Origin of the sequence: Aequorivita antarctica (assembly GCF_007997155.1) — a bacterium.
Classification (GTDB): Bacteria; Bacteroidota; Bacteroidia; order Flavobacteriales; family Flavobacteriaceae; genus Aequorivita; species Aequorivita antarctica.
This window is the reverse complement of the sequence record NZ_VORT01000001.1, coordinates 116535-139631: the sequence shown is the minus strand read 5'-3', so window position 1 is coordinate 139631 and position 23097 is coordinate 116535. Positions and strand designations below refer to the sequence as shown.

22 protein-coding genes and 1 tRNA gene are annotated in these 23097 nt (G+C 38.2%); 15 read left to right on the top strand and 8 right to left on the bottom strand.

Annotated features, from left to right (window positions below; translation table 11 throughout):
- Positions 1 to 4: 4 nt before the first annotated feature.
- The 4 genes from rnpA to ESU54_RS00625 form a co-directional block, all read right to left on the bottom strand.
- Positions 5 to 382: a ribonuclease P protein component gene (gene rnpA / locus ESU54_RS00640; protein ID WP_235004499.1), complete on the bottom strand. Its 378-nt coding sequence runs from the start codon at positions 380 to 382 to the stop codon at positions 5 to 7.
- A gap of 75 nt (positions 383 to 457) precedes the next feature.
- Positions 458 to 2290 carry a M1 family metallopeptidase gene (locus ESU54_RS00635; RefSeq protein WP_111843043.1) on the bottom strand — a complete coding sequence of 611 codons (1833 nt, stop codon included), beginning with the start codon at positions 2288 to 2290 and terminating at the stop codon, positions 458 to 460.
- Entirely contained in the window at positions 2290 to 3957 is a 1668-nt protein-coding gene (locus ESU54_RS00630; protein ID WP_111843044.1) for a S8 family peptidase, read from the bottom strand. The genes ESU54_RS00635 and ESU54_RS00630 overlap by 1 nt, the downstream gene beginning before the upstream one ends.
- 104 nt (positions 3958 to 4061) lie before the next feature.
- Positions 4062 to 4922 (bottom strand): MBL fold metallo-hydrolase, encoded by an 861-nt coding sequence (locus ESU54_RS00625; protein WP_111843045.1) that lies wholly within the window; start codon positions 4920 to 4922, stop codon positions 4062 to 4064.
- Positions 4923 to 5060: 138 nt separating this feature from the next.
- Between ESU54_RS00625 and ESU54_RS00620 the strand changes: the two genes are divergently transcribed.
- Complete coding sequence (locus tag ESU54_RS00620) at positions 5061 to 6929, top strand: cation:proton antiporter (RefSeq protein ID WP_111843046.1); 1869 nt, start codon at positions 5061 to 5063, stop codon at positions 6927 to 6929.
- 37 nt (positions 6930 to 6966) lie between these two features.
- Complete coding sequence (locus tag ESU54_RS00615) at positions 6967 to 7194, top strand: hypothetical protein (protein WP_111843047.1); 228 nt, start codon at positions 6967 to 6969, stop codon at positions 7192 to 7194.
- 9 nt (positions 7195 to 7203) lie between these two features.
- Here ESU54_RS00615 and lepA read toward each other — a convergent pair whose 3' ends face one another.
- Complete coding sequence (gene lepA, locus ESU54_RS00610; RefSeq protein ID WP_111843048.1) at positions 7204 to 9000, bottom strand: translation elongation factor 4; 1797 nt, start codon at positions 8998 to 9000, stop codon at positions 7204 to 7206.
- Positions 9001 to 9217: 217 nt separating this feature from the next.
- Here lepA and ESU54_RS00605 point away from each other — a divergent pair, with 217 nt between their 5' ends.
- The 3 genes from ESU54_RS00605 (at position 9218) to ESU54_RS00595 (ending at position 13432) form a co-directional block, all read left to right on the top strand.
- On the top strand, positions 9218 to 11635 hold the full coding sequence (locus ESU54_RS00605) for a TonB-dependent receptor domain-containing protein (RefSeq protein WP_111843049.1): 2418 nt from the start codon (positions 9218 to 9220) through the stop codon (positions 11633 to 11635).
- 79 nt (positions 11636 to 11714) lie between these two features.
- Positions 11715 to 12707, top strand: coding sequence for a tRNA dihydrouridine synthase DusB (gene dusB, locus ESU54_RS00600; RefSeq protein WP_111843050.1), 993 nt, complete (start codon positions 11715 to 11717; stop codon positions 12705 to 12707).
- A gap of 68 nt (positions 12708 to 12775) precedes the next feature.
- A complete protein-coding gene (locus ESU54_RS00595) occupies positions 12776 to 13432 on the top strand; it encodes an FAD-binding oxidoreductase (protein ID WP_111843051.1) in 657 nt (218 codons plus the stop codon).
- Positions 13433 to 13471: 39 nt separating this feature from the next.
- On the opposite strand, the gene ESU54_RS00590 is transcribed toward ESU54_RS00595, so the two are convergent.
- The gene (locus ESU54_RS00590; protein WP_111843052.1) at positions 13472 to 14677 is read right to left on the bottom strand and encodes an FtsX-like permease family protein; all 1206 of its coding nucleotides are present in this window, start codon (positions 14675 to 14677) and stop codon (positions 13472 to 13474) included.
- A 1-nt stretch (position 14678) separates the two neighbouring features.
- Positions 14679 to 15074 carry a 30S ribosome-binding factor RbfA gene (gene rbfA, locus ESU54_RS00585; protein ID WP_170253245.1) on the bottom strand — a complete coding sequence of 132 codons (396 nt, stop codon included), beginning with the start codon at positions 15072 to 15074 and terminating at the stop codon, positions 14679 to 14681.
- 106 nt (positions 15075 to 15180) lie between these two features.
- Here rbfA and mce point away from each other — a divergent pair, with 106 nt between their 5' ends.
- The 3 genes from mce to ESU54_RS00570 all read left to right on the top strand — a co-directional run bounded on the left by mce (position 15181) and on the right by ESU54_RS00570 (position 16142).
- The gene (gene mce, locus ESU54_RS00580; protein WP_111843053.1) at positions 15181 to 15594 is read left to right on the top strand and encodes a methylmalonyl-CoA epimerase; all 414 of its coding nucleotides are present in this window, start codon (positions 15181 to 15183) and stop codon (positions 15592 to 15594) included.
- Between the two features lie 107 nt (positions 15595 to 15701).
- Positions 15702 to 15775 (top strand) — tRNA-Ile (locus ESU54_RS00575).
- Positions 15776 to 15944: 169 nt separating this feature from the next.
- On the top strand, positions 15945 to 16142 hold the full coding sequence (locus ESU54_RS00570) for a hypothetical protein (protein ID WP_146743950.1): 198 nt from the start codon (positions 15945 to 15947) through the stop codon (positions 16140 to 16142).
- Here ESU54_RS00570 and ESU54_RS00565 read toward each other — a convergent pair.
- Positions 16123 to 16710 (bottom strand): riboflavin synthase, encoded by a 588-nt coding sequence (locus ESU54_RS00565; protein WP_111843054.1) that lies wholly within the window; start codon positions 16708 to 16710, stop codon positions 16123 to 16125. The two genes, ESU54_RS00570 and ESU54_RS00565, sit on opposite strands and share 20 nt — an antisense overlap.
- 56 nt (positions 16711 to 16766) lie before the next feature.
- On the opposite strand from ESU54_RS00565, the gene pdxA reads away from it, so the two are divergent.
- The 7 genes from pdxA (at position 16767) to ESU54_RS00530 (ending at position 23054) form a co-directional block, all read left to right on the top strand.
- On the top strand, positions 16767 to 17828 hold the full coding sequence (gene pdxA, locus ESU54_RS00560; RefSeq protein WP_111843055.1) for a 4-hydroxythreonine-4-phosphate dehydrogenase PdxA: 1062 nt from the start codon (positions 16767 to 16769) through the stop codon (positions 17826 to 17828).
- Between the two features lie 81 nt (positions 17829 to 17909).
- Entirely contained in the window at positions 17910 to 18455 is a 546-nt protein-coding gene (locus ESU54_RS00555; protein WP_111843056.1) for a YceD family protein, read from the top strand.
- Between the two features lie 9 nt (positions 18456 to 18464).
- Entirely contained in the window at positions 18465 to 18662 is a 198-nt protein-coding gene (rpmF, locus tag ESU54_RS00550; RefSeq protein ID WP_111843057.1) for a 50S ribosomal protein L32, read from the top strand.
- Positions 18663 to 18833: 171 nt separating this feature from the next.
- Positions 18834 to 19832 (top strand): beta-ketoacyl-ACP synthase III, encoded by a 999-nt coding sequence (locus ESU54_RS00545; RefSeq protein WP_111843058.1) that lies wholly within the window; start codon positions 18834 to 18836, stop codon positions 19830 to 19832.
- A 33-nt stretch (positions 19833 to 19865) separates the two neighbouring features.
- Positions 19866 to 20348 (top strand): acetyl-CoA carboxylase biotin carboxyl carrier protein, encoded by a 483-nt coding sequence (gene accB, locus ESU54_RS00540; RefSeq protein WP_111843059.1) that lies wholly within the window; start codon positions 19866 to 19868, stop codon positions 20346 to 20348.
- Positions 20349 to 20426: 78 nt separating this feature from the next.
- Positions 20427 to 21779, top strand: a complete 1353-nt coding sequence (gene accC / locus ESU54_RS00535) for an acetyl-CoA carboxylase biotin carboxylase subunit (RefSeq protein ID WP_111843060.1) — start codon at positions 20427 to 20429, stop codon at positions 21777 to 21779.
- 159 nt (positions 21780 to 21938) lie between these two features.
- Positions 21939 to 23054, top strand: a complete 1116-nt coding sequence (locus ESU54_RS00530; RefSeq protein WP_111843061.1) for an NAD(P)/FAD-dependent oxidoreductase — start codon at positions 21939 to 21941, stop codon at positions 23052 to 23054.
- Positions 23055 to 23097 lie beyond the last annotated feature (43 nt).

Here is a 23097-nt window from a genome sequence, read left to right as displayed (position 1 = left end):
AAAATCAACCTCTATTTTGGCTCATTTCATCGTGTAGTTTTTTAAGCAGTTTTACCATTGCTTTTTCAACTTCGGCGTACTGCGGTTTAACTTTTCCTAAAAAAAGAAAGAGCATCACAAATTTCTTGCCGTGAATTTCTTCAAGGATGTGTTTATTAAGCCGATACGCTTCACGAAGTTGCCGTTTCACTCGGTTTCTGTCAACTGCAGATTTAAAATTTCGCTTTGGAACCGCAAAAGCTGCAAGGCTGGTTTCCATGTCTTCTTTTTGAAGAAAAAATAGTTTTATAGGAAATTTTGAATGGGTCTTTCCTTCCAAAAACAAATTTTCGATTGTTTTGGCACTTTTTAGTTTTTGGCTTTTTGGAAATTTTTGGTTCACAATGTAAATATATAAAAAGACCCCGCAGTATTTAGCACTTGCGGGGTCTCTTTGAAAAAAGGAAAGTAAAGATTATTATTTTTCGTAAATATTGTTTTCCTGATTAATGTCTGCCATTCTTCGGGTGGCATCAATCATCATATTTTTTACTTTTTTTCCGTTCTTTATTTCAAAAGTATAGGTTGGAAATGCCCATGCCCAATCTTCCAAAACAGTACGTTTTAGATCCGTAAATGGATTGGATTTTTCGCCCCAAGTCATTCGCAATGGAATATAAAATAACTCCTGCGAGTCGTCTTCATAAGTTACATATAGGTCTATTGGCATTGGCATTAAACCAATTCTTTCCAAAGTTACCTTTGTGTTTTCTCCTTCATTATCAACAGCTTTTATTGCGTAATCAATTGTGTTTGTGGTCTGTGCCCAATCCGTCAGATACCAATCCAATTCAAAACCAGAAACTTTTTCCGCAGTGCGTATAAAATCGTTCGGCGTTGGATGCTTGAATTTAAAATCAGTATAATAACGCTTCAATGTTTTTGATAGGTTCTCTGGCCCAATAACGTAGCCCAATTGTGTTAAAAACACCGACCCCTTGCTATAAGCATTAACACCATAGGCACGATTACTTGCATACCTATCAGCGTGAGTAGTAAGCGGTTGCTCCACTCCACTTGTCGCCATAAAGAAATAACTTCTGTAGGAACCAGAATGTGGATTTGGCTTTTTTTCTTGCATAACAGAATTCATCGCTTCATCTGAAATGTATGAGGTAAAACCTTCGTCCATCCATTCGTGTTTGCTTTCATTGGTGGCCAAAACAAATTGAAACCACGAGTGAGCAAGTTCGTGGGCTGTTACACCAACTAAACTTCCAAAATTGCGATCGCCAGTAATCATGGTGCACATTGCATATTCCATTCCGCCGTCGCCACCTTGAATTACTGAATATTGTTCATAAGGATATTCCCCTACCTGCTCATTGAAAAACTCCATCAGTTCAGCAGTTTTGGGCTGTAGGTTTTTCCAGTTTTCTGCAATCTCAGGGTCATCTTTATAGAAGAAATGAAGCGTAACACCATTAGGTCCAGGGTAGGTATCGTGCACATAATTGGCATCAGCGGCCCAAGCAAAATCATGAACATCAGGCGCCAAAAAGTGCCAAGTATATTTACCCTTTACGGGGTGCATCGGTTTTTGTCCAGGAACGGTGTAACCGTGGCCAACAGCCGCTGGATTTTGTAGATAGCCTGTTCCTCCAATAGTATAACTTTCATCAATGGTAATAGTAACATCATAATTGCCCCAAACACCGTAAAACTCTCGTGCAATATAAGGGTCGGCGTGCCAACCCTCAAAGTCGTATTCAGCAAGTTTTGGGTACCATTGTGTCATTGTTAATGCTACTCCGTCTGCATTGTTTCTACCGGATCGACGGATTTGTAGAGGAACTTGTGCATCCCAATTCATATTTAAAACTGTGTTTTCTCCTGGGAATATAGGCTTATTCAGCATTACTTCCATCACGGTACCTTTTATAACATATTTTGCATCAACGCCATCTTGCGTGAAAAGCGTTGGTTTAATATATCCAATTTCCGAAGGGGACAGTTTTGAAATCCTATCCATTACGCGGCTATCCGGATCGGAAATAGTCCTTGAACGTACGTCCATTTCACTTCCTGGTTGAAAAGCATTGAAGTAAAGATGATAAAAAACCTTGTTCAAAGTATCAGGCGAATTGTTTGTGTATTTTAACTCCTGCGTTCCTTTATATTGAAAAGTTTTCACGTCCATTTGAACGTTCATTTTATAATCTACTTCCTGTTGCCAGTAGCTGTTGTTGTTTTGAGCAAAAGCCGAAAAGAATACTGCTGTTAAAAAGAGTCCGTTTAATATATACTTCATTATTTTGACATTTTATCGGCCATAATCAGGGCGTTATACATATTTACCATTTTCCCAGATTTTGAAATATTCGCAAAAGAATCTGTATTTGAAGCTTCCCCTCCCAAAATAACTTTTGTGTTGGTTGTAAGGCCGCTATCCATTAAAATATGCTTTACTTGTTTTGCAGTTAAGTTTGGATAGTAGGAACGAATCATTGCGGCTACACCAGCAACTTCAGGAGCTGCCATAGAAGTTCCCTGTAAAAATTCATAAGTGTTTAAAGGCGTTGTTGACCAGATTTTCACTCCAGGAGCAAAAACGTCTACGTTTGTTTTTCCATAATTTGAGAAATTGGCAACCAACTCACCGCCATATTTGTAGTTAAGAGCGCCAACGGTTAAAAATGAATCTGCCATTTCAGAACCATTGTCAATTTGATCGTTTGGATAGATGTTTACGGTGTCCAAATCTAAACCATCATTTCCGGAAGCATTTACAATCAAAACATCTTTTGAAGCAGCGTATTTAATTGCGTCATAAACCCAGTCTGCGTGTGGTGAATAGTATTTTCTGAAGCTAGTGTTCAAAACTTTTGCACCGTTGTCCACGGCATAACGGATTGCCAATGCAATGTCCTTATCGTACTCATCACCGTCTGGCACAGCACGAACTACCAAAATCTTGACGTTGTTTGCCACGCCATCCATTCCAATTCCATTGTTGCGTTGTGCGGCAATAATACCCGAAACGTGTGTTCCGTGTTTTACATTTTCACGTGTTGGGTCTGGTCCCGCAACATTATTGTCGCCATAATGGTTGTCTGTAATGTCTTCTGGATTATCACCTAAAATACCACGAAAGTCTTTCGTCATATTGAAATTGTTGTCTAGTCTTCCATTGAAGTATTTCGTGTCTCCTTCCAATCCATCAATGACTTCCGGGACAGAATCTGCATAATTGAGCATTTGGTTAAGCATTGCTATTTGCTGTTTCTCTTGTAATGTTGGATTTTTTATTGCAGCAAGATCTTCTTTCGTATAATCTGCTTTTCCAAGTTTTTTAGCTATAGCTTCATGAGTTGGCTTTAATTGTGCAAGAATCTGCTCATAACGCACTTTGTTTGCTGTAATTTCTGAAGATTCCTTTTCATATTCCGCCTGTGCTTTTTGGTATAGCGCAAATTCTTTTCTATCTGCAGCACTTATGGAAGATTCATTTTTCCCTTCATATTTAGGCTTCAATTTTCTTATGATACGAACATATTCCATGTTTTCACCAACAATATCACCAAGGAAATTCCAACCGTGGATATCATCAATAAAACCGTTATTGTCATCGTCAATTCCGTTTCCGGCAATCTCGCCAGGATTGGTCCAAATCACGTTTTTAAGATCTTCATGATCAATATCTACCCCACTATCAATAACACCAACGATAACCGTTTCGCCTTTGCGTTTTTTAATGATTTCGCTGTAGGCTCTATCCACGCTCATTCCCGGAACGGTATCTTTTACCAAGTCCATGGCCGGCCAATGCTTTAGCTGTGCATCATCGAGCGTTGTGATTTTTAAAGGATTGGTGTCGATATTTTGAATTGGAGTGGCTACAATTGCTGCTCCACTGCCACAACTTGCCAAAACAGTTGACATGGCAACTGCAAAAAGGGTGATCTTAAAAAGTTTCATCTGTGTATTATATTTGTTTTTTTGGAAGATGGAATGCCCAATTACTCATCTTCTTTGTTTTAAATCCGACATGGCGGAGGGCATTTCATTATTGAAATAAAGTATTAATTAAAAAATTCATTGAGAGATAAGGTTTCATTAAGCCGAATGCCTTTATCAGTATTTTGGACCGTTATTATCGGGTTGTGTGCATCGTGTTCAAGAAAAAGATGAAAATTGTTTTCAGCGGCATTGATAAGAAATTTTTCCTTTTCGGGAAGTGTTAACAAAGGCCGAGTATCGTAACCCATCACAAAGGGAAGTGGCAAATGCCCTGCTGTTGGCAGTAAATCTGCCACAAAAACCAAGGTCTTCCCTTTGTAATTTATATGCGGGACCATTTGTTTGTCTGTGTGCCCGTCCACAAAAAGAATGCCGAAATCAAGTTCGTTGGCTTCTGCAAAATCTGAATTGGGTTGCGTAACAAATTTAAGTTGCCCACTTTCCTGCATCGGTAATATGTTTTCTTTCAAAAAGGAAGCTTGTTCTCTACGGTTTGGCTGGGTAGCCCATTGCCAGTGGTCTTTATTGCTCCAGTAGGTTGCATTTTTAAAAGCTGGCTCATAGCCAGTTCGGTCTTTGTTCCATTGAACGCTGCCGCCGCAATGGTCAAAATGGAGGTGTGTCATAAAAACATCGGTAATATCATCGCGGTGGAAACCGTGTTTTTTCAAAGAATTATCGAGGTTGTAATCACCCCAACGGTAATAGTAACCGAAAAATTTTTCGCTTTGTTTGTTTCCCATTCCAGTATCAATCAACGTAAGTCGGTTGCCGTTTTCAATAAGAAGACATCTGGCTGCGATGTCTATCATATTGCTTTCGTCTGCAGGATTGGTTTTGGACCAAAGGGTTTTGGGAACAACGCCAAACATAGCGCCGCCATCTAGTTTAAAATTGCCAGCTTCAATAGGGAATAATTTCATAATCAGGAGAAATGAGCCGCAAATTAGTAAAAGCGTTACATTCCGTACACCGAAGTATAAATTAATTATACTATTTTTAACAATTCATTAGTATTTCGTGGAAGCGAAAAATCTTTAATTTACCGAAAACCCAATTGAATGGTAGAACTTGCAGGAATAATAATTTTAGGAATTTTAGCCCAATGGGTTGCTTGGAAATTCAAAATTCCCGCAATTTTACCTTTGATTTTGATTGGTCTTTTGGTAGGCCCGCTTTCCACATTTATGTCTGCCGATGGGGCTCAATGGCTCCAACCTATCTGGAATGGTGAAAAAGGACTGTTTCCAGGAGAAAATCTTTTCTATTTTGTTTCTCTTGCCGTTGGAATTATTCTTTTTGAAGGTGGTTTGACCCTTAAAAGAGATGAAATTTCAAAAGTTGGACCTGTTATTGGCAAGCTTATAAGCATTGGCGCAGCTATCACTTTTGTTGGCGCTGGTGTCGCAGCGCATTACGTTTTTGGCCTCAGCTGGCGTATATCTTTCCTGTTTTCGGCACTAATAATTGTAACTGGACCCACGGTAATTACTCCGATTTTAAGAAATATTCCACTAAAAAAAGACGTTGCAGCTGTCCTTCGGTGGGAAGGCATCTTAATTGATCCCATTGGCGCATTGGTGGCGGTGCTTGTTTATGAGTTTATAAGCGTTGAGGGCGATTCAGGCTATACAAAACAGGCAATGTTAGATTTTGGAAAAATTGTTTTAATAGGTATGGCCTTTGGAATTTCGGCAGGATATGCCCTTTATTTTTCCATAAAAAAGAAACTTGTACCGCATTATTTGTCCAATGTGGTTTCGCTGTCACTTGTAATGGCGGTTTTTGTAATTAGTGATCTATTTGCACACGAATCTGGACTTTTGGCCGTGGTGGTTATGGGAATGTTTCTTGGTAACAGCGATTTGCCAAGCCTAAAGGAGCTTCTTTATTTTAAGGAATCGCTTAGCGTTTTACTGGTTTCCATACTTTTTATTCTACTTGCAGCAAACATAAGTGTGGAAGATCTTTTGTTAGTCTATAACTTGAAAACCGCAATTCTATTGGCCATAGTTATTTTTGTATTACGGCCTTTAACGGTGTTTGCGAGTACCATTGGCTCTTCGCTTAAAACGAATGAAAAACTTTTCATTAGTTGGGTCGGACCACGGGGGATTGTTGCCGCAGGTATTTCTTCACTTTTTGGAACACAATTGGTCTCAAAAGGTGTTGTTGGGGCAGAATACATAACTCCGTTAGTTTTTGCAGTAGTTTTGATAACCGTAATTATAAATGCTACAACAGCAAGGGTTATGGCCGGTTGGCTGGGTGTATTTTTAAAGAAATCTGATGGAATACTTATGGTGGGAGCATCAAAAGTGTCTAGATTGATTGCTACTTATTTACATAAAAATAATCGTCATGTGGTTCTAATAGATTCCAACCAATTAAATATAAATAGGGCAAAAGAACTAGGCTTAGAAGCCTTTACCGCGAATATTTATGCAGATGACCTTACGGATAACATTGAATTGAATGATGTAGGTTATTTATTGGCAATGACTGGCAGTGACGAAATAAACAAGCAGGCAATTAACCGTTTTGGAAAATATTTTGGGGAAAACGGAACATTTAGATTAATGACGTCTGAAGAAATGCGACAACGCCAACACCTTTCTGCTAAGGAATTATTTTCATACACACACGATTATACACGTTTTACGGAAGTGGCACAAGACTTCCCGTCTATACAGGAGATTCCTGTAGAAAACCACAACCAATTTTTGCGAGTTCTCAACATTATTGGTGAAAATGAAAACGCCATTCCACTTTTCCTAAGACGCACTAACGGATTTTTGGACCTTATCACTGCGCCTACGGAACTGGAAGTTGAGCAAGATAGTAGCTTGGTCTATCTTGGAAAACCGATGGATTTTGAAGATGTTGTAAATGCAACGCGCTCAGAAAATGAAGCAAAAGAAAAAAAATAATTGTGCAATATTATCGTTTTGATAAAAACCGTTTTTGATGAAAAAGACTTCTTTAATTATTGCAATAGCTTGCAGCCTATCAATTTTTTCCTGTAAAAAAGATGAGGGTATCAGTTGCACCACCTGCTCTTCACCCGAAACATCTGATTTTCAGGTCTGCAAAGAGAATGATGGGAATGCATCGGTTAACGGGCAGGACACTGGCACGCCTTATGATACATATATTTCTGGATTGGAACAAGCAGGGGCGAGCTGCGGAAATTAAGGCATAAACTTAATCGTTTAGCTTAAGTACCGCCATAAAAGCTTCCTGCGGAATTTCAACATTACCTACTTGGCGCATACGCTTTTTACCTTTTTTCTGTTTTTCCAAAAGTTTACGCTTACGCGAAATATCACCCCCGTAACATTTTGCAGTAACATCTTTCCGAAGTGCTTTCACAGTTTCACGTGCAATGATTTTTGCACCGATGGCCGCTTGGATTGGAATATCAAATTGCTGCCGCGGAATAAGCTGGCGAAGTTTTTCGCAGATTTTCTTCCCAATATCATATGCATTATCTCTGTGAAGTAAGGCCGAAAGTGCATCTACAATATTTCCATTCAAAAGAACATCCACTTTTACAAGATGTGACATTCTCAACCCAATTGGTGAATAATCAAACGATGCGTATCCTTTTGAAACAGTTTTCAATCTGTCATAAAAGTCGAAAACAATTTCTGCCAAAGGCATATCAAAAGTAAGTTCTACCCTTTCGGTTGTCAAGTATGTTTGATTGGTAATTTCACCTCTTTTTTCAATACAAAGTGACATTACGGAGCCAACGAAGTCAGATTTTGTTATAATCGTAGCTTTTATATAGGGTTCTTCAACACGGTTGAGTTTTGAAGGATCCGGCAAATCGGATGGATTATTCACCAAAATTGGTGTTTCGGGATCTTTATTGGAAAAGGCGTGATAAGAAACGTTTGGGACGGTTGTGATTACCGTCATATCAAACTCTCTTTCCAGTCTTTCCTGAATAATTTCTAAGTGAAGCATTCCCAAAAACCCACAACGGAAACCGAACCCAAGGGCCATGGAGCTTTCTGGTACGAAAACTAGGGAAGCATCATTCAGCTGCAGTTTTTCCATAGAGTTTCGCAACTCTTCGTAATCTTCAGTATCAACGGGGTAGATTCCTGCAAAAACCATAGGCTTCACATCTTCAAAACCTGCAATCATATTGACAGTTGGACTTTTGGAATCTGTAATGGTATCGCCAACCTTTACTTCTTTTGCTTCTTTTATACCGGTGATTAAGTAACCTACATCGCCAGTTTTAATTACATCTCTTGGAAACTGTTTCAATCTCAAAGTTCCCACTTCGTCTGCGAAATAACTTTTTCCGGTAGCCATAAATTTAATGTGCTGTCCTTTGCGTATTTCGCCATTTAAGACCCTAAAATAGGTTTCAACACCACGGAAAGGATTGTAAACAGAATCAAAAATCAAAGCTTGTAATGACTCGTCAGGATTGCCTTTTGGTGGCGGAATGCGTTCAATAATAGCGCTCAATATTTCGTCAATACCAAGTCCAGTTTTTGCACTTGCGGGAATTACTTCTTCGGCTTTGCAACCTAAAAGGTCTACAATATCATCGGTCACTTCCTCAACATTTGCAGAAGGAAGATCTACTTTGTTGAGTACTGGAATTATTTCCAAATCATTTTCCAAAGCTAAATACAGGTTGGAGATGGTCTGTGCCTGAATGCTTTGTGCAGCATCCACTATTAATAAAGCTCCTTCACAAGCAGCGATGGATCGGGAAACTTCATAAGAGAAATCCACGTGGCCGGGAGTATCAATTAAGTTCAGAATATAATTTTCGCCTTTATAAACATATTCCATCTGAATGGCATGGCTCTTAATGGTAATACCGCGTTCGCGTTCCAAGTCCATATTGTCAAGCAATTGGTCCTGTTTTTCGCGATCGGTCACGGTACCAGTGGCTTCCAAAAGTCGATCTGCCAAGGTGCTTTTTCCGTGGTCAATATGGGCGATTATACAAAAATTGCGAATGTTCTTCATAAAAAATTCCTTCTCGTGCTATAGGCTGCAAATATAGATTAAAAGAGTGATTATATATATTTTGATTAAAACACTTAAAATTTATGCTTCATGAATGTTTTTGTTTAATATATTTTTAACATATTTGTAGTGCATAGCTGTATTTCAACTAAGTAAACAAGTTTTCTCCCCAGAAAAATCATAGTAACGGGTGTCGCCCCAGATATCTACTTATGTCATGACAAAACTTTTTATGTTTTTGTGCTGCCTTCAAGGCGGTGTTTTGATGGCGCAGGACTATTCAGTTTCTGGGAAGGTAACTAATGCAGTAAATTCTCCATTGTCTTTTGTAAATGTGCTGGTCTATGAAACCGAATCAGAAACCCCTTCCAAAGGGACCACTACAGACGAAGACGGATTTTTTATTGTGAAAGGTTTGGAGGCCGGAAGCTACAGACTTAATTTCAGTTATATAGGTTTTGAGAATTATTTTGAAACTGTCGACCTTTCTTCAAATAAAAATTTGGGTAGCATCATTCTAAAAGAAAACCCTGAAATGCTAGATGAAACGGTTGTTACTGCAAAACTACCAACTGTCAAAAAGAGCCCGGGGAAATTGATTTTCAATGTTGAAAACACTTCTTTTTCTGTAGGGAGCACAATAGATCTTCTTAAAAAAACTCCCGGTGTTGTTGTAATTGGAGAGGATATTCAAGTGAAGTTTTCTTCACCTATAATTTATATCAATGACAAAAGGGTCTATCTATCTTCTTCAGAAGTGGCTTCGCTATTGGAAAATATGGATGCCGCTTACATAAAATCCATTGAGGTTATTACAAACCCTTCTGCAAAATATGATGCCGATGCGGGCACTGTGCTGAATATTGTTACCTCCAAAGCTATTTCTATAGGGTACAAAGGTTCAGTAGATGCAACTTATGAACAAGGTATTTACCCAAAATACAAATTTGGTACTTCCCATTTTTACAAAAACAATTGGTTGAATGTTTACGCCAGTTATACCTTCGGAAAAAGAAAGGAATATAAGGAAGATGATAGCTATATCAGGTTTTTTCTACCAGATGAGGTTTCTACAAAATCTATATGGGAAACAAAGTTTGACCGAACTACGGAGTATGAAAACCACAACGGAAATATTGCATTAGATTTTACGCTGAACGAAAAAAATTCACTCAGTATTACTTCGAATATATCCGTTACACCGAACGTTGGCTATAGTAATAACGGAAATTCTTTGATTTATAATCCACAAATTCAAGTGGATTCAACTATAACCACATTAAGTTACGTAAACTATGAAAAAAACAACCTCACTTTTGCGTTGGATTACAACAGAAAACTGAATGAAAAAGGAGCTACCTTTTCTGCTTCAACGAATTATATTTATTATGATAATGTGCAAGATCAAAATGTCAGCTCTAGTTATTTTTTAGTAAATGGTGATTTTTTAAGAAATAATAGTTTTTACACAAATTCAGAACAGAAGAGCAATATTTTTACTGGCCAAGCTGATGTTTCAACTGCACTTTGGGGCGGTACTTTTGAAGCTGGCCTCAAGTACAGCAACGTAAACACGGAAAGCATGCAGGATTTTTTCAATATTGAAAATAATACAAATATCTTCAATAATGCATTGTCTGATAATTTCAAATACAAAGAAAACATTTACGCAGAATACATAAACTTTGAAAGATCTTGGGAAAAATGGAGCATTACGGCAGGTCTTCGCGGGGAATATACTGATGTGGAAGGCGACTCTCGCAGTTTAGGACAAGTGAATAGCCAACAGTATTTTGATCTTTTCCCTTCGGCATCTTTTCACCATATTCTAAATGAGAACAATGGCATTGGGCTAAGTTATAGCAGAAGTATTGAGCGTCCTCGTTATCAAAGTTTGAATCCATTCAAATATTTCATTACTGAACGCGACTTTAATACGGGTAACCCAAATTTGGACCCAGCAATTCAAGACAAAATTACCTTGACCATTGATCACAAAGGCAAATTGTTTTTTGAACTATATTATGAAAATTTTGAAAACAGTTTGGACGCGCTCACATTTCAAAATAATAACAATAGCACGCTAGAAAGAATTGATGCTAATTTGATCAAAAGTTATCAATATGCTTTTGATGTTACTTACTTTAATTCACTCAACTCATGGTGGTGGTTGCATTTTAACACTTCTACTTTTTATTTGGCCAATGAATTTTATGCGTTACAAAGTGTTGAGGAAAAATACACTAATGACACTTTTGGACAATATCTATTTCTTACCAACCATTTTACACTATCTAAAGACCGTACTTTTACGGCGGATCTAACTGGAAAATATATTTCAAATTTTGTCTTTGGAAACCGATATTTCAAAAATCAGAGTTTTGTAAATATTTCTTTCAGAAAAGAACTCTGGAATAAACGAGCAAGCTTGACTTTAGGCGTGGATGATATTTTTGATACATTGAAGGATATGGCCTCAACAACGCGTTATTACAATCAGGACAATCATTATTATGCAAATTTGGAATACAGGTTGTTACGTGTGGGTTTCAAATATAACTTCGGAAATGCCCGTCTTCACGACAACAGCAAACAAATAAAAACTGACGAAGGCGATAGGTTGGAGGGTAATTAACTTCGTTTACTTCTGCTAAAATCTTTTCAAAACACATTCTCTTGATATTTACTACTTTTGCAGTTCCAAAACGAAAAAATTGCCAAAAATAGGAAACATACAACTACCAGACTTTCCACTGCTGCTCGCGCCGATGGAAGACGTTAGCGACCCGCCGTTCCGCGCACTTTGCAAAGAGCAGGGTGCTGATGTAGTTTTCACTGAATTTATCTCTTCAGAAGGGCTTATTCGCGATGCCGCCAAAAGTGTGATGAAATTGGATATTTACGAAAAAGAACGTCCGGTGGGTATCCAGATTTTTGGTGCTGTTTTGGAATCTATGCTGCGCAGTGTTGAAATTGTTGAAGCTAGTGGGCCAGATATTATTGACATCAACTTTGGCTGTCCCGTAAAAAAAGTGGTTTCAAAAGGTGCTGGGGCAGGAATATTGAAAGATATAGATTTAATGGTAAGCCTTACCGAAGCAATGGTAAAGCACACCAAACTTCCGATTACCGTAAAGACCCGATTGGGCTGGGATCACGATTCTATAAAAATTTTGGAAGTTGCGGAACGTTTGCAGGATGTGGGTTGCCAAGCCCTATCCATTCACGGTCGTACGCGTGCGCAAATGTATAAAGGCGACGCTGACTGGAAACCTATAGCTGAAGTAAAAAACAACCCGCGAATGCACATTCCCATCTTTGGAAATGGCGATGTGGATACTCCTGAAAAAGCGATGGAAATGCGCGATAAATACGGTTTGGATGGCGCAATGATAGGCCGTGCAAGTATTGGCTATCCGTGGTTTTTTAAGGAAGTAAAGCACTTTTTTAAAACAGGAGAACACTTGCCGCCCCCATCAATGTTGGAACGCGTTGATGCCGCCAAACGCCACCTGCAAATGGCGATAGATTGGAAAGGTGAAACCCTGGGTGTTTTTGAAACCCGTCGTCATTATACCAACTATTTTAAGGGCATTCCAAACTTTAAGGAATACCGAATGAAAATGGTAACCAGCGATGATTCTGCTTCTGTTTTTGAGGCTTTTGATGAGGTTTTACAGGTATTTGCAGATTATGAATTTGCTTAAATGGATTATGAATTTTAAGTGTCTTTTATCTATAAATCCTTTTTATCTTTGAAGCTCAAACTATCATAATGCAGAGGCTCAAGATACTCAACACCCATTTTATTACCCATAACGTAAAGCGCTTTGTGCTAGAAAAGCCTAAAGGCTTTGAATACACTCCTGGACAATCGGCACAGATATCTATCGATCAAAAAGGCTGGGAGGATCAGATTCGGCCGTTCACCTTTACTTCATTACAACATTGGGATCATCTTGAATTTATAATCAAAATATACGAGGATCACGAAGGCGTGACGGCGCAACTGGGCAAGCTCAATACAGGCGCCGAGCTATTACTTCACGATGTATATGGAACAATCCAATATAAAGGCCCAGGCATCTTCATTGCTGGCGGCACAGGTATTACCCCCTTTATTGCAATCTTTAGGGCGCTTTTCGAGAGTGGAAATCTGCGAAATCTGGCGCTTTTGTATTCAAATAAAACCAAGGAAGACATCATTTTGCACGATGAATTGACAAAGATGTTGGGGCCAGCCTATAGAAATGTATTCACCCAGGAAGGAGTGATTGGTTTTCGAGAGCGCAGAATTGATCGTAAATTCCTTATAGAGACCATTGGGGATTTTAACTCTCGTTTTTATGTCTGCGGTCCTCAAAAATTTACGGAAGAGATTTGTGACGCCTTGATAAGTTTGGGAGCAGATCCAGAATACCTGATTATTTGAATACGCACCATACAAATTAAAGGCAGCGTGCTTTTCAGATTAAACCAACAGCTTCTCCCTAACTCTGCTCGAAGCAATCCGTGAAGCGATAATTCCCAAAACACTTATTGTAACAAAAACAACCACAATGTTTATAAATTTCAGTTTTACGGGATAGGGCAGGGTACTTGTTATGGCCACAAACTCAAATTTCAGTTGGGCCAGTACAGCAAGGACTCCTAAGAAAATTCCTAATAGGCCTCCAAGCACGGTCATTAGTGTTCCTTGCAAGAAAAAGATACGACGTATTTCAGGTAGCGAAGCACCCATATTATAGAGTGTTTTTATGTTTTTTCGCTTGTCTAAAACCATCATAATTATAGAGCCGATCACATTGAAAAGTGCAATAATCAAAACCAAGGTGAAGATTAAATAAACAGCAATATTTTCGGTATTCAACATTTTATAGAGCGCATCGTTTTGTTGGATTCGATTCTTAATAAGAATTCCCGACGGAAAAATATTTTCTATTTCGCTGCGCACATTTTCTTCGGAAGCGGTTGGCAACAATTTCATTTCAATGGAAGAAATTTTTGTGCTATCCAACGAAAGTAGGTTTCGGGCAAAGTCCAAATCGGAAAAAACATACTTTGTATCCAAATCTTCATTTACTTGATAGACCCCAGAAACCACTACACTTTCTTTGCGGAAAGCATCGGATGGGTCAAGCGCATTTAGCTGTCCCGTTCCCGGTTTTGGAACGTAAATTTCCAATGGAGCACCGTAATCATTCACGCCCATAGAAAGTTTTGCAATGGTAGAAAGGCCAACGACCACTTGATGCTCATCAGGGGTGAACCATTCTCCAAAATACATAATACTGTCCAGTTGGGTCACTTTTCCGTAGAGCGAATCCACTCCTTTTATGTAGGCGATATGGTTTTTTCCTTTGTAGTGAAGAAAAACACGTTCCTCAATTATTTCTGAAAAATTTTGAATCCCTTCAATGTTTTTCAGTTGCGTCCTTTGTGCTTCTGAAAAAGCAATTGTTTTTCCGCTTTCGGGAAGGATTTTTAGGTCGCTGTCAAATTCATCTGTAAACTGAAGACTGAAATCTTTCAAACCAGAAAACCCTGAAAGTACTATAAACAAAGACATCGCGCCTACTACCACACCAACTGCCGCAATACCAGTAATAATGTTGATGGCATTGTTACTGCTTTTTGAAAATAAATACCGCTTGGCTATGTAGAGCGAAAAATTCAAGTTATGATCTTTTTCTTTTCGGAAGTAAATCTGGGTTTTTTAGTGGATTTTCCTCACCTTTTACAGCTTTGTCAATCTTTTCAATGTATTCCAAAGAATCGTCGTTATAAAAAGAAAGATCGGGCATTTTACGCAATTGATGTTTTGTTAATTGCGCAATTTGATGTTTTATGTTTGGCTTTAATTTATTAAGCTCCTCAACTATTGCCTCCGCTTTATCTGCGGGAAACACGCTTACATAAACCTTCGCAATGGAAAGATCTGTGGTTACGCCCACCTTGCTTACCGAAATAATAATGCCCATTTGCCCCGCTTCTCGCAGCATACTTTGAAGCACATTTGCGAGGTCGTTCTGCAAAACGCCGGCTATTTTCTTTTGTCTGTTAGTTTCTACCATAGTGCAAAAATAGAACATAAAACCGTACGGAATGTTAACGAAGCCACAAGGTTGTTGAAATTCAATGGAATTAAGTTTGTATTTTTGAACCATTTAAGAAGAATTTATGGAGAAGATCGAGCACATAGGCATTGCAGTAAAGAACATTTCTGAAGCCAACAAAATTTATGAAGCATTGCTGGGAAGCCCACCTTACAAGAGCGAGAAAGTGGAAAGTGAGAGCGTTGAAACTTCGTTTTTTCGCTGTGGTGAAAGTAAGATTGAGTTATTGGAAGCGTCTAGTCCAGACAGTCCTATCGCGAAGTTTATCGAAAAAAGAGGTGAAGGAATACACCATATTGCTTTTGCGGTGAACGATATTATAGCTGAGATGAACCGTCTTCAAAAAGAAGGATTTATATTGTTGAATGAAGTGCCAAAAAAGGGAGCGGATAATAAGCTGGTGGCCTTTCTTCACCCTAAATCTTCACATGGGGTTTTAGTAGAGTTGTGTCAAGAAATTGAGAATAACCAAAAATAGTTTTGCTGTATTTGCAAAGTGTTTTACATTTGCAGACTGTTATTTTCCCGTAAATGCAGTAAAATGGAGTAGATGGGAAGTTGTTAATTGAAATTATATATGTATAAGGTCCCATAGCTCAGCTGGTTAGAGCACCTGACTCATAATCAGGGGGTCCATGGTTCGAGCCCATGTGGGACCACTTTTTTTTAAATGGCCAATAATGTACTAAAGTAAAACCCGTTTAAAAGACAATTTTCACGATGAAAATGAGTTATTAACCATTCGATAACTCATTTTTTTATTTGAGGATAAAAAAAAATTATTACTTTAGGCGCATAAATACGATCCCAAATCGTTAATGAACAACCATGACATCACTTATTTATAATGTTATTATGCTTGCTATCCAAACTACTTCTGGTAGTCAGGGGCCACCAGCACCTTCTCAAAATCGTGGACCTCAATTGCCTATAGATGAAAATGTCTGGATATTAATTGCATTTGGTGTTCTTTTTGGCATTTATGTAATTTACAGAAGAAGCCAAACTATAAATAAGGCGTCATAAGATTTTTCACGTACTTTCCAATAATATCAAATTCCAAGTTTACTTCGCTTCCTTTTTTAATTGTTTTAAAATTTGTATTCTCAAAAGTGTAAGGGATAATCGCGACACTAAATTCTCCTTTTTTCGAATTTACCACTGTTAGGCTAACACCATTTACTGTAATGGAGCCTTTTTCAACAGTATTGAATTCTGAATTTTTATATTCAAAAGTGAAAATCCAGCTGCCGTCTGCATCTTCAACCTTTTTACAAATGGCTGTTCCGTCCACATGACCCTGTACAATGTGGCCGTCCAGTCGGTCTCCCATTTTCATTGCTCTTTCCAGATTTACCAATGTCCCTTTTTCAAAAGATTTCAAGTTGGTTTTGTTTAAAGTTTCTTTGATGGCAGTAACCACATAAGCGGTTTCTTTTAATTTCACAACTGTTAAACACACGCCGTTGTGCGACACGCTTTGGTCTATTTTCAGTTCTTGCGCCAAAGGGCTCTTTATTTCTATATGAAGATTTTCGCCCTCTTGAGTAAGTTGGGCTATTTCGCCAACGGTTTCAATAATTCCTGTAAACATTGTAGTATTTAGTTACATTTGTAATGCAAAAGTAACAATTAAAAAAGCCAAACATAATGAGCAGAGAGGACAAAATAGTGGTCGGCATTTCAATAGGCGATATCAATGGGATTGGAAGCGAAATAATCATGAAAACGTTTGAGGATTTGCGCATGCTGGAATTTTGTACACCCGTTATTTTTGCATCGGTGAAGTTGATGTCTTTCTTCAAAAAACAATTTGAAACAGATATCAATTTCCATGGAATTGATAAAATTGAAGATCTTGTTCCGAAGAAAATAAACGTACTGAATGTTTGGAAGGAACACGTTGATGTCACTTTTGGTGAAGAAAATCCAACGGGTGGCGAATATGCCATTAAATCTTTGAAAGCTGCTGTTGAAGCTTTAAAGAATAAAAAGATAGACGTTTTGGTTACAGCGCCTATCAACAAAAGCAACATTCAATCTGAAAGTTTTAATTTTCCAGGTCATACCGACTATTTGGCGCAGGAACTTGAAGGCGAAAGCTTGATGCTTTTGATTTCTGAAAATTTGCGCATTGGGCTTTTAACGGATCACGTAGCTGTAAAAGACGTGGTAAAAAACATTACCCGAGAGCGAATCGATAAGAAAATAAATACCATTTATCACACATTAATAGAAGACTTCGGAATTGAAAAACCGAAAATCGCAGTTTTGGGTATAAATCCCCATACGGGCGATAACGGTGTGATAGGCGATGAAGATGATACCGTTTTACGTCCTGCTTTGGACAATATTCGCAATAACGGAAAAATGGTTTTCGGACCTTATGCCGCAGATAGCTTTTTTGGCTCCGGCAATTACAAGAACTTTGATGCCATAATCGCTTCCTATCATGACCAGGGATTGATACCTTTTAAAACACTCGCTTTTGGGAAGGGCGTAAACTTTACCGCTGGGCTTAATCGCATTCGCACTTCACCAGATCACGGTACGGCTTTCGATTTGGCTGGAAAAAATACAGCAAATTTTGAATCCTTCCGCGAAGCAGTTTTTAGCGCCGTTTCAATTTTTGAGACGCGTCGAGAATACAATGAAATATCCAAAAAACCACTTCAAGCAAGCCGCAAAAGAGCCTTCTTAAAAAAGAAATAGAAAAACTAATTGCTATTCAAATAATTTTTTATCTTTGCACCCGCCTTATCCGTAAGGTTAAGGTCTTAAATAGGTGTGAAAATGAAGGATTTGAAAGAGTTTACCATCCCTTTCGTAGGGCTGAAATTAGGCAAACACCAGTTTAACTTTGAATTAAAAAAAGCGTTCTTTGAGTATTTTGAGTATGATGAATTTAATGACGCTGCCATTAATCTCGACGTACTGCTGGAAAAAATGAGCACGTTGCTAGAGTTCACATTAACATTTAATGGAACTGTAAACGTTGCTTGCGACACGACAAACGAACCCTTTGATCAAGAGATTTCGGGAACATATCGTTTTGTAGTAAAATTTGGTGAGGAATATAATGATGAAAATGAAGATTTACTCATTCTGCCCCACGGAAGTTACGAAGTGAACATCCAGCAATACATATATGAATCTATTGTGTTGGCTATGCCTTCACGACGAATTCATCCTGGAATAGAAGACGGCACATTAAAAAGTGATATACTCGATAAACTTGAAGAATTAAGTCCAAAAGCGATAGACGAAAAAGAAACGCCCGAAGACGACAATACCGATCCCCGATGGGATTCATTAAAAAAACTATTAACGGATAAATAATAAATAGCAATGGCACATCCTAAGAGAAAAATCTCGAAAACTAGAAGAGATAAGAGAAGAACGCATTACAAGGCTACTGCCCCTACACTTGCAATAGACCCTACAACTGGAGAGTCGCATCTTTTCCACAGAGCACACTGGCATGAAGGAAAAATGTACTACCGTGGTCAAGTTGTGATTGATGCAACTGAGCAAGTAGAAGCATAATTCTATACATTTTACTGAAAAACTCTCACAGCAACGTGAGGGTTTTTTTGTTTTTTCACTTTGCAAAAAGTCAAAAACAACTTAATTATTACCGAATTTCAAGTAAAATTTAGTAATTTTCACTCTTTTTAAAAGATTTTTGGTCTTTTTTGTGAATTTTAATTCAGCTTTATGAATAATATCACGGCAGCTATTACCGCTGTAGGGAGTTACGTTCCAGATTACATTCTCTCCAACGAAATTTTGGAAACAATGGTCGATACCAATGACGAATGGATCACCAGCAGAACTGGAATTAAGGAAAGGAGAATACTAAAAGATAAAGACAAAGGCACTTCCTATCTTGCTATTCAAGCAGCAAAAGACCTTCTCCAAAAAAGTAATACAGATCCTGCTGAAATTGATCTGGTTATAATGGCAACCGCAACGCCAGATATGCCCGTAGCAGCAACTGGAGTTTATGTGGCTACACAAATTGGAGCAGTAAACGCTTTTTCATATGATTTGGTTGCAGCCTGTTCCAGTTTTCTCTTTGGAATGTCAACTGCAGCGCGTTATATTGAATCCGGGAAATATAAAAAAGTACTTCTTATTGGCGCAGATAAAATGTCGTCAATTATTGATTATACCGATAGAACGACTTGTATTATTTTTGGTGATGGAGGTGGAGCAGTTTTGTTTGAGCCTAATACCGAAGGTTTTGGGGTAAGGGATGAATACCTTCGTACCGACGGAGCGGGAAGACCTTTCCTGAAAATTGACGCAGGTGGATCTTTACTTCCTGCTTCAAATGAAACTATAGCAAACAAACAACATTTCGTTTTTCAGGAAGGGAAAACAGTTTTTAAATTCGCCGTTTCAAATATGGCAGATGTTTGTGAAAAAGTCATGAATCGAAACAATCTTACTGGTGATGATGTAAATTGGCTCGTACCACATCAAGCCAACAAACGGATTATCGACGCAGCAGCTTCACGAATGAAATTGCCTGATGAAAAAGTAATGATAAACATCCACAAATATGGCAATACCACTTCTGCTACCTTGCCGTTGTGTTTGGCCGATTATGAAAAACAACTTAAAAAAGGAGATAATTTGATATTTGCTTCCTTCGGTGGAGGATTCACTTGGGGCGCCGTTTATGTGAAATGGGCCTACGATTCAAAATAATTTTAACCAACTCAAAAGACTAAACTTTCTAATATGGATTTAAAAGACATTCAAAACTTGATCAAGTTTGTGGCAAAAAGCGGTGCCAGCGAAGTAAAACTTGAAACGGACGACATTAAGATCACTATTAAAACAGGATCTGAAAATGAAAGAGGTGAAACCACCTATATTCAGCAAATACCAACTATGCAAGCCCAGCCGAATATACAGCAACCTCAGGTTCAGGAAGCTAATGGTGCCAATCAATCTTCAACACAGGAAGATGCTGATTCAAAATTGATCACCATCAAATCACCAATTATTGGTACTTTTTACAGAAAACCTTCTCCAGACAAACCCGTTTTTGTAGAAGTGGGAAGTACTATAAATATAGGAGATGTTCTTTGTGTAATTGAGGCAATGAAACTTTTCAACGAGATTGAAAGTGAAATTTCTGGAAAAATTGTAAAGGTTTTGATTGACGATTCTTCTCCTGTTGAATTTGACCAACCACTATTTTTAGTAGATCCATCATAAATGTAAACTCCAAATCTCAAATCCTAAATTCCAAACCTTTGGAATTAGTTATTTGGAATTTGTTATTTAAGAAACCTTATGTTTAAAAAGATATTGATTGCAAATAGGGGCGAAATAGCACTGCGAATTATCCGCACTTGCCGCGAGATGGGTATAAAAACGGTTGCCGTTTATTCAACCGCTGATGCAGAAAGTTTACATGTGCGCTTTGCAGATGAGGCTGTTTGTATAGGACCACCACCAAGCAATTTAAGCTACCTAAAAATGTCCAATATAATTGCTGCTGCAGAAATAACCAACGCAGACGCAATTCATCCTGGCTACGGATTTCTTTCTGAAAACGCTAAGTTTTCAAAAATCTGTCAAGAACATGGCATAAAATTCATTGGCGCTTCGCCAGAGATGATTGAGCGCATGGGCGATAAAGCTTCTGCTAAAGCTACAATGAAGGCAGCTGGAGTTCCTACCGTTCCTGGAAGTGAAGGCATCATTGAATCTTTCGAAAAGTGTGAAAAACTAGCTGAAGAAGTTGGCTATCCCGTAATGCTGAAAGCCACCGCAGGTGGTGGAGGAAAGGGAATGCGCGCAGTTTATAAAAAAGATGAACTTAAAAAAGCGTGGGATAGCGCCCGTCAAGAAGCTTCTGCAGCCTTTGGTAACGATGGAATGTATATGGAAAAACTCATTGAAGAGCCACGCCATATCGAAATCCAAATTGTAGGTGATAGCACAGGTAGAGCTTGTCATTTAAGTGAACGCGACTGTTCTATTCAACGTCGTCACCAAAAGCTTACCGAGGAAACGCCAAGCCCTTTTATGACGAAGAAACTTCGTACCGATATGGGTAATGCAGCCGTAAAAGCCGCTGAATACATTAAATACGAAGGCGCTGGAACTATAGAATTTTTGGTAGACAAACATCGAAATTTCTATTTTATGGAAATGAACACCCGTATTCAGGTAGAGCACCCAATTACAGAACAAGTAATTGATTACGACTTAATACGCGAGCAGATTTTGGTTGCTGCAGGTGTGCCAATTTCAGGTAAAAACTACACGCCACAACTACACTCCATAGAATGTAGAATAAACGCTGAAGATCCGTATAACGATTTCCGTCCTTCGCCAGGTAAAATTACCGTTTTACATGCGCCGGGAGGCCACGGCGTGCGTTTAGATACGCATGTTTATGCAGGCTATACAATTGTGCCAAACTATGATTCAATGATTGCGAAACTTATTACAACTGCGCAAACCCGCGAAGAGGCAATCAACAAAATGAAACGCGCATTGGACGAATTCGTGATTGAAGGTATAAAGACAACAATTCCGTTCCACCGCCAATTGATGGATGAACCGGATTATGTGGCAGGAAACTACACTACGGCGTTTATGAATACTTTTAAAATGAACGAACCCGAGGAAGAATAAACTTCAAATTCTAAAAATAAAGCACCAAACTCCAAAAGTAAAACAATGGATGTTGGTGCTTTTTTTATTTAAATCTTATATGAGTTTTTGAAAATTCCTCTCTCAAAGGAAGCTAGGTGGAGGTTTTCATGATTATATTTGTTTGTAAATAGAAGCAAAATGAATCTTTCCTACTGGGAACATAAAACCTGGCTATCAGAAATTGATTTCGGAGTAATTGGAAGTGGAATTGTGGGATTAAGCTGTGCGCTTTCACTTCGGAAAAAATATCCAAAAAGTAAAATCGTTGTGTTTGAACGGGGCATGCTTCCTAGTGGCGCGAGCACTAAAAATGCAGGATTCGCTTGCTTCGGAAGTATTTCTGAAATACTGGATGATTTAAAAAACCATTCCGAAGAAGAAGTTGTCCAACTTGTAAAAAACAGGGTTGAAGGTTTAAAATTACTCCGAAATAATTTGGGAGATGAGCAACTTGATTATAAAGAATACGGTGGCTATGAACTTTTTACTAATGAAGATACTGAACTTTTTGAAACCTGCAAGTCAAAAATTGGCTTTGTAAATGAGTTGTTGAAGCCTATTTTCAAGGCAGAGGTTTTTTCAGAAAAAGAAAATTATTTTGGCTTTAATAATATTCAACAGAAACTGATTTACAGTAAGTTTGAAGGTCAGATTGACACTGGAAAAATGATGCTCGGCCTTATCAAAAAAGCTTCGAAGGAAAATATTTTGATATTGAATTCTTCTGAGATTACAAATATTTTGGATGATGGCAAAGCTGTTTCACTTCAAATAAATTCCTCCGAAAATATTTCAGTAAAAAAAGTCTTCATCGCCAATAATGGTTTTGCAAAACAATTTTTAAATGAAGATGTAAAACCAGCAAGAGCGCAAGTTCTGGTGACGAGAACTATTGAAAACTTAAAAATAAAAGGAACTTTCCATCTTGACAAAGGCTATTATTATTTTAGAAATATTGAAAACAGAATCCTTTTTGGCGGGGGTAGAAACCTTGATTTTAAGACAGAGGAAACCACCGAAATGGAGTTGACTCAATTGGTGCAAGACAAGTTGGAGCAATTACTTAAAACCGTAATTTTACCCCATCACTCTTTTGAAATTGAAAATCGCTGGAGCGGAATTATGGGAATAGGAAAACAGAAGAAACCCATTCTTAAATCGGTTTCAGAAAATGTGTTTTGTGGCGTAAGATTAGGCGGAATGGGTGTGGCCATAGGAAGTTCCATTGGAAATCAATTAGCAGAATTCGGTTAGATAAATGCTTTGTGTACTCTGAGGTTATTTTCACCACATAGGC